The 6,577-nt window shown below is 63.8% G+C and carries 5 protein-coding genes and 1 pseudogene; 4 read left to right on the forward strand and 2 right to left on the reverse strand.

All coding sequences use genetic code 11. The annotated features are described in order from the left end of the window. Positions 1-174: 174 nt before the first annotated feature. A complete protein-coding gene (locus AC52Q4_RS12685) occupies positions 175-1,038 on the reverse strand; it encodes an invasion associated locus B family protein (RefSeq protein WP_495537163.1) in 864 nt (287 codons plus the stop codon). 382 nt (positions 1,039-1,420) lie between these two features. Next, positions 1,421-1,558, reverse strand: a pseudogene (locus tag AC52Q4_RS12690) (transcriptional regulator); the annotation flags it as partial. A 442-nt stretch (positions 1,559-2,000) separates the two neighbouring features. Between AC52Q4_RS12690 and fusA the strand changes: the two are divergent. From fusA to AC52Q4_RS12710, 4 genes are all read left to right on the forward strand, one after another. Next, on the forward strand, positions 2,001-4,046 hold the full coding sequence (gene fusA, locus AC52Q4_RS12695) for an elongation factor G (protein WP_495537164.1): 2,046 nt from the start codon (positions 2,001-2,003) through the stop codon (positions 4,044-4,046). Positions 4,047-4,102: 56 nt separating this feature from the next. Continuing rightward, a complete protein-coding gene (locus tag AC52Q4_RS12700) occupies positions 4,103-5,050 on the forward strand; it encodes a M28 family peptidase (RefSeq protein WP_495537165.1) in 948 nt (315 codons plus the stop codon). 239 nt (positions 5,051-5,289) lie between these two features. Beyond that, the gene (locus AC52Q4_RS12705; protein WP_495537166.1) at positions 5,290-6,039 is read left to right on the forward strand and encodes a DUF1499 domain-containing protein; all 750 of its coding nucleotides are present in this window, start codon (positions 5,290-5,292) and stop codon (positions 6,037-6,039) included. A 140-nt stretch (positions 6,040-6,179) separates the two neighbouring features. Further along, positions 6,180-6,577, forward strand: a 398-nt coding sequence (locus tag AC52Q4_RS12710) for a GlcG/HbpS family heme-binding protein (protein ID WP_495537167.1), incomplete at its 3' end; no start/stop codon positions are given.

Here is a 6,577-nt window from a genome sequence, read left to right on the forward strand (position 1 = left end):
GGCAGACGACCCGCAAGCTTGGCGAACACCTTGCGCCGAGCGCTCGACAGGTCGAACGCCCGGCAGCGGTGGCGGGCCGGAGAGTCGGGCGGACGTCTTTCCGGCCAGGAAGCCGGTCGAACCGGGTTGCTCCGCGCTAGCCCGCGCGAGCGGAAGCCGTGTAGCGCCGGCTCTCTAATCGAGCTTTCGGGAGACCGAGTAGCCTACCGTATAGCTGTCGTCGTAGGAGGAGCGCTCGCGAATGGCTTCGGGAATTTTCTGGCCCGAAGGCCCGAGCGCGCGTTGGACCTCCAGCGGCTGCAGATACATCAGCGGTGATGAAATCGAGACGGTGTAACGCCCCGGCGGAAGCGCGCGCCCACGGTCGCTGAACGCGGCGGACTCGAAGTAGCCGGAATGCACGTGGGCTGTATCCTGCGCGTAGTATCCGTTGATGTCGGTGTGCAAGGAGATGCGAAGGTTCATGCCGTCGGGTAGCGTGGTGCGGCCGGATACCACGGCTGCGCCGCGTGTATTGCGCGTGAGTTCAACCTCGAGGGTGGCGGGAGGGGACGCCGTCTTGTCGGCACGGCATTTACGATCACTCAGGGCTCGGGTGGCCGCAGTGAAGCCCATAAGGCTGAACTCTTGCGTCCTTGCTGGTTCGCCGACGGGCTTCACCCGCACGTAGAGAATCCGTCCGGCCTTCATCCGCGCGACCGTATCGGTGGGCAGCGCGACTGTGCTTGCCCCAGGGGATTTCGGCCTGGACAGCACACGTTTGCGGGTGGTATCGATCCAGTATTCGATCCGCCCCTCCAGGCCGGGCCCGTGGAGCGATACGAGCGTCGGCGTTGTGCCGTCAAAGCGCAGCGCCATGCGCCCGGTATCGTCGGACTGCCTGATATAGCAGGCGGCTGCCTCTTTGACTATCCGAAACGCTTTATGCTCGCTGACGATCTGATTGGGTTGATTGGTCCCGCCCTCGGCGAGTGCCTGGGGTACGCTCCATGCGACGACGACAGTCAGCGTTGTTGTGATTATCCGAAAAGATCCCACCGCTGTTTCCCCTTACGTTCTCTCCATGCCCGGGATTGCCTATGATCTTCCTGCAAGCCTACCGCATATTGCGCTCGCGCCAAGCACTTTGGCCGCGCGAAAAAACGGTTACATGTTCGCTGCCAGGCAGGGCCGCTCACGCCAAACTAGGATAAAAATGCCCGGTGTGGATTAGCGTGCCCCGCAGTGTCTGTATAGCTCCGTTTTCCCAGGACACTTTTAGTATCACTTACCTTCGTGTCCTGGGAAAACGGAGCTATACAATGTATTGGCTCCGACGCGTAAAACCGGATACTTGCTCCGGTCTGGGGTGCTTCTTTCCGGGCGGAGCCGGCGAAGCGACGGCCCGCTAGCCACTTGCTGCGGCTATGTCGCCGCCAAATCATTTGCGTATGACAAACCAATTGTTTTGGATGTCATGCGCTAACTCGTCTTTCTCAACCACCTGGAAGCCGGCTCGGCCTAGATACTCCCTCGTTTTCTCCTCTCCCCACATGGCGCCTAAACCTTGCCCGTTCTCGACCGAGCCCCGATTCGTTCCTGCTTTTCCGCGCAGAACCGTGCTCGGGTTCGGTCTTGCAAGGCAGAGCCACCGATCAGGTTCTATCCTAGTCATTAAGGGCACTTCTTGAAGGGCGGATGGCGTGCTTGCAGGCCCGGTTGCGCGCGCTGTGCCCGAAACCTTGATGGTTTGCGCGGTCACAGCGCCTCAAGTGCGGCGCGCGTTTGTTTGTAAACGCATGCAGCGGATTCGGGGGCTACCCGCCAGACGGTTCGATGAGCAACGACATTGCCGCAACCAAGCCGTTGAAGGCGAATGGGACTGGCCGTCGCGAGGTGCAAGCGGTAGCCAACCGCTCGGGGGTTTTTGTTCTCATCAGAATAGCCGCGGACCACAGGGCCGCGGCACGGGGAGCTGACAAGCATGTGTTGCGGCTCCTTACCAGCCGGAGATCGCACTTATGCCCGATTACGCTACCGAGAACGTCCGCAACATCGCCCTGGTCGGGCACGCCGGGGCGGGGAAAACCACGCTGATCGAATCGCTGCTGGCCACGGCCGGGGCCGTGGCCAGCGCCGGCAGCGTCGAGCGGGGGACGACGGTCAGTGACGCCGATCCTCTGGAGAAATCCATTCACCATTCCATCAGCGCCTCGGTCGTGAGTTTGGATTGGAAGGGCGCGCACATCAATTTCATCGATACGCCGGGCTCTCCGGACTTTCTGGGCCAGGCGCTGGCCGTCCTGCCGGCCGTGGAAACCGTGGCGCTGGTGATCAACGCCCAAGCGGGAATCGAGAGCACCGCACGGCAGATGATGCAGATTGCCGGCGAACGTGGACTGTGTCGGCTCATCATCGTTAACCGCATCGATGCCGATGGAGTCGACCTGCAACGACTGCTCGAGGAGATCCGTGCGAACTTCGGCTCCGAGTGCCTGGCGCTGAACCTGCCGGCAAAGGGCGGCACCGCGGTGGCGGATTGTTTTTTCACTCCCTCCGGCGAGGCGGACTTTTCCTCGGTTGAGGCGGCTCACGACGCGTTGGTCGATCAAGTGGTGGAGATCGACGAGGAGCTGATGGCGCTTTATCTCGAACAGGGTGAGGAGCTCGACCCGAAGCAGCTCCACGAGCCGTTCGAGGCCGCTTTGCGTGAAGGGCATCTGATACCGATCTGCTTCGCTTCCGCGACTAGCGGCTCCGGGCTGACGGATTTGCTGGACGTTTTCGACCAGCTCATGCCCAATCCGCTGGAGGGTAACCCGCCGCCGTTCATCCGCGAGGACGACAGCGGTGCTCGTGAATACCAAGCTCAGCCCGATCCCGAAAAGCACGTACTGGCGCACGTGGTAAAGCTCGAGCACGATCCTTTTCTGGGCAAGCTTGCGGTATTCCGGGTGCATCAGGGTACCGTCACCCGCGAGAGCCGCCTTTACGTGGGCGACGCGCGCAAGCCGTTCAAAACCGGTAATTTGTTCAAGCTCCGCGGGAAAGAGCGCAACGAGGTGGATCGCTGTATTCCGGGGGATATCTGTGCCGTGGCCAAGGTCGAAGAGATCCACTTTGATGCCGTGCTGCACGATTCCCACGACGAGGACCATATCCGCCTGCACCCCATGGCGCTGCCGACGCCGGTGTTCGGCGCGGCGATCCGCGCTGCGCGCCACGGCGATGAGCAGAAACTCTCCGAGGTGCTGATGAAGCTGGCCGAGGAGGACCCGGGGGTGCGCATCGAGCAGAACCGAGCCACCCACGAGACAGTACTCTGGGGCTTGGGCGATCGGCATCTGCGGCTGACGCTGGAGAAGATGCAGCAGCGCTACAACCTGGAGGTGAAGACCAAGCCGCCGTCGATCGCCTATCGGGAAACGATCACGGCAGCCGCCGAGGGGCACTGCCGGCACAAGAAGCAAACCGGTGGCGCCGGGCAGTTCGGCGAAGTGTTTCTGCGCATCGCGCCGCTGCCTCGCGGGGGCGGCTTCGAGTTCGTCAACGAGATCCGCGGCGGGGCCATCCCCGGTTCCCTCGTGCCGGCGGTGGAAAAGGGCGTGCGGCAGGCCCTGGACGATGGGGCGGTCGCCGGGTACCCACTGCAGGACGTTCAGGTCACGGTTTACGACGGCAAGACCCATCCGGTGGATTCCAAAGAGATCGCCTTTGTAATCGCCGGGCGCAAAGCCTTTCTGGATGCGGTCCACAAGGCGCATCCGATCGTGCTTGAGCCCATTGTGGAGCTGATGATCGACGCGCCGAGTTCGGCGATGGGCGATATCACGGGCGATATCGCGGCGCGGCGCGGGCGTATACAGGATACGCAGAGCCACAGCGCGCACGTCACGCTGCAGGCCGTGGCGGCCTTGGCCGAGCTCGAGGATTTCGCCTCCAAGCTCAAGGCCATGACCGGTGGCGAGGGCAGCTACAATCTGCGCTTCAGCCGTTATGAGCCGGTGCCTGGCCATATCCAGCAACGCCTTGCCAATGAGTTCAAACCGCTGGAGGAAGAGGCATAGAGCGTGGCGAGCGGGGCGCTGCGCATTGCGGGCGCGCTCACCGATGAAGGCGCTTTGTGACTAGGCGATACAAACCAGAGGCGGATGTGCCGGGCTCGCGCAATGCAGAGCCTCCCGGCGACGAGCCACCGGGCGAGGCAGCGGCTCGGCTGCGTCGGCATATCCGTCGGTTGGCAGGCGAGATCGGGGAGCGCAACGTGTACCGGGCGCAGGCCCTGGCGGCGGCGCAGGATTATTTGCGCTCGTGTTGGCAGGAGCAGGGCTATGCGGTGGACGAGCAGCGCTACACGACGCGGGGAATCACCTGCGCCAATCTCGAGGTCATGCCGTCAGGCTGTTCGTCCGGCGGGCGGGTTCTGGTGGTGGGCGCGCACTATGATACGGTGCCGGGCAGTCCCGGGGCGAACGACAACGCGACGGGAGTCGCTGCCTTGCTCGAGCTCTCGCGGCGTTTCGCCGCGCTGCGCCTTCCCTGCGAGATGCGCTTTGTCGCCTTCGCCAACGAGGAGGCGCCTTTTTTCCTTACCCAGGACCAGGGCAGCCTGCGTTACGCTGCTCGCGCCCGGGCCCGGGGTGAGGACATTCGTCTGATGATCTCGCTGGAGACGATGGGCTGTTACCGCGATTGCCCCGGCACGCAGGCTTACCCGCCGCTGCTGCGCTATGCCTTCCCGGATCGCGGCAATTTCATCGGGTTCGTCTCGAATCTCAGATCACGGCCGGCTTTGAAACGCCTGGTCAAGGCTTTTCGTGCCGCCACCGATTTTCCGGCGGAGCATATTGCCACGCTGGCCGTAATCCCTGGAGTGGCCTGGAGTGATCACCTTTCTTTCTGGCGCCAAGGTTACCGCGCGGTAATGGTCACCGACACGGCGTTCTACCGCTATCCTTATTATCATTCCGCCGAGGATACTCCGGACAAGGTGAGCTGTGATCGGCTCGCCGCCGTTACCGATGGGCTCGGCCAGGCACTATGGACACTCGCCCACCAACGTGGGCTCTAAGCGTTGTTGTGCAGCCATACCGCACGGCGGCACTCGGTGCGGGGGAGCGCGATTAGGCTCGCTTTATGCCGCCCCCGGGAGCACGGCAAGGTCGCAGGCAGCTTGCCAAGCTCGCTTGGGCGCGTACGCGAGCATGCCTATGAGGCCGACGAGGAGCGGGCGGGGAAGGCGATGGTTTGCGCAGCGCGGTTGGGATGGGGGCTGAAATGCCTTCAGGGACGCGAGCTCAGGGTCATAAAATGCGTGCCGCGCGGTGGCTTCCCGCGCTCGGCTTGCTGCTTGCCCTGAGCGGCGCCATGTTCGTGTTGTTGCCGGGCCTGGCGTACCGATGGCAGCTTCTGGGGCTCGGCGCGGCGTTCACGCTACTGCGCTGGGGGGCGTATATCGGCCTGGCCGGCGGTCTCGTCAGCGTATTGGCGTTGCTGAGCGAGTGCATCAGCGCGCGCCGGTTTACCGCGCATGCGTTGCTTGCCTCGATTGCATTGGCAATCGGGGGCGCGAGCTTTGGTTTGCCTTGGACGCTGCTGCAACAGGCGCGCCGTGTGCCGCCCATCCATGACATCACCACGGATACCGCGCGGCCGCCTCATTTCGAAGCCATTCTGCCGCTGCGCCGCAGCGCACCGAATACCTCCGCCTACGGCGGGCCGGAAGTCGCGCGTGCACAGGAGTCCGCCTATCGCGACATTCAGCCGCTGCGCTACCCGGCCCCTCCCACGCGTGTCTTTGCGGCCGCCCACGGCGTGGCCGAGGCGAGGGGTTGGCGGGTGGTCGCCGCGGCGCGAGAGGCCGGGCGTATCGAAGCGACCGCAACCACCTTCTGGTTCGGCTTCAAGGACGATGTTGTGGTTCGAATCCGCGGGGTGGCTGACGGCACGCGTGTTGACATACGTTCGGTCTCGCGGGTCGGAGTCAGCGATCTCGGCAAGAACGCGGAGCGGATCAGGCAGTTCCGTGAGCGGCTAACGAGCGAGCTCAGCGGTGCGTAGGCGGCGGCACGGTAGCGAGGCGGTCAGTCACGGCATTGCGGTACGCGCAGGCTGGGATTGCGGCTATAGTGGGTGGCGCGACGGGTCGAGCAAGTGTTCGCCCCGGGCGAAACGACGAACGACAAAGAGAGAGGACGCATATGCCGGACGAGGGTCGCAAGCCGCACCGTATCGCAGGGTTATCCATTTTGGCCGGCATGACGCTGTCGCTGCTGCTACTCCCTGTTGTAGCGGTTGCCGCACCGCCGGCCACCGTGCCCGTGTTGCCGTTGGAGCAGGCCCAGAAAGCAGTGTCAGCGGCGGTGAGTGCCTGCAGTGCGGATGGGTATCGCGTGAGCGCGGCGATCGTCAACCGCCACGGTATTCTCAAGGCCTTCGCGCGGGCCGACGGCGCCGGACCGCATACCGTGGACAGCAGCCGCCATAAGGCTTATACGGCCGCCAGCCTCCGGGAATCCACGACCCGGCTGGCTCGTCTGATTGCCGGGAAACCCGAGCTCCAGGCCCTGCGGGACATGAACGCGTCCATTCTCATCCT

The organism is Nitrococcus sp., from assembly GCF_059432795.1.

Coding starts and splice junctions, on each gene's coding strand:
- fusA (WP_495537164.1), top strand. CDS start 2,001: ATGCCCGATTACGCTACCGAGAACGTCCGCAACATCGCCCTGGTCGGG.
- AC52Q4_RS12705 (WP_495537166.1), top strand. CDS start 5,290: ATGCGTGCCGCGCGGTGGCTTCCCGCGCTCGGCTTGCTGCTTGCCCTG.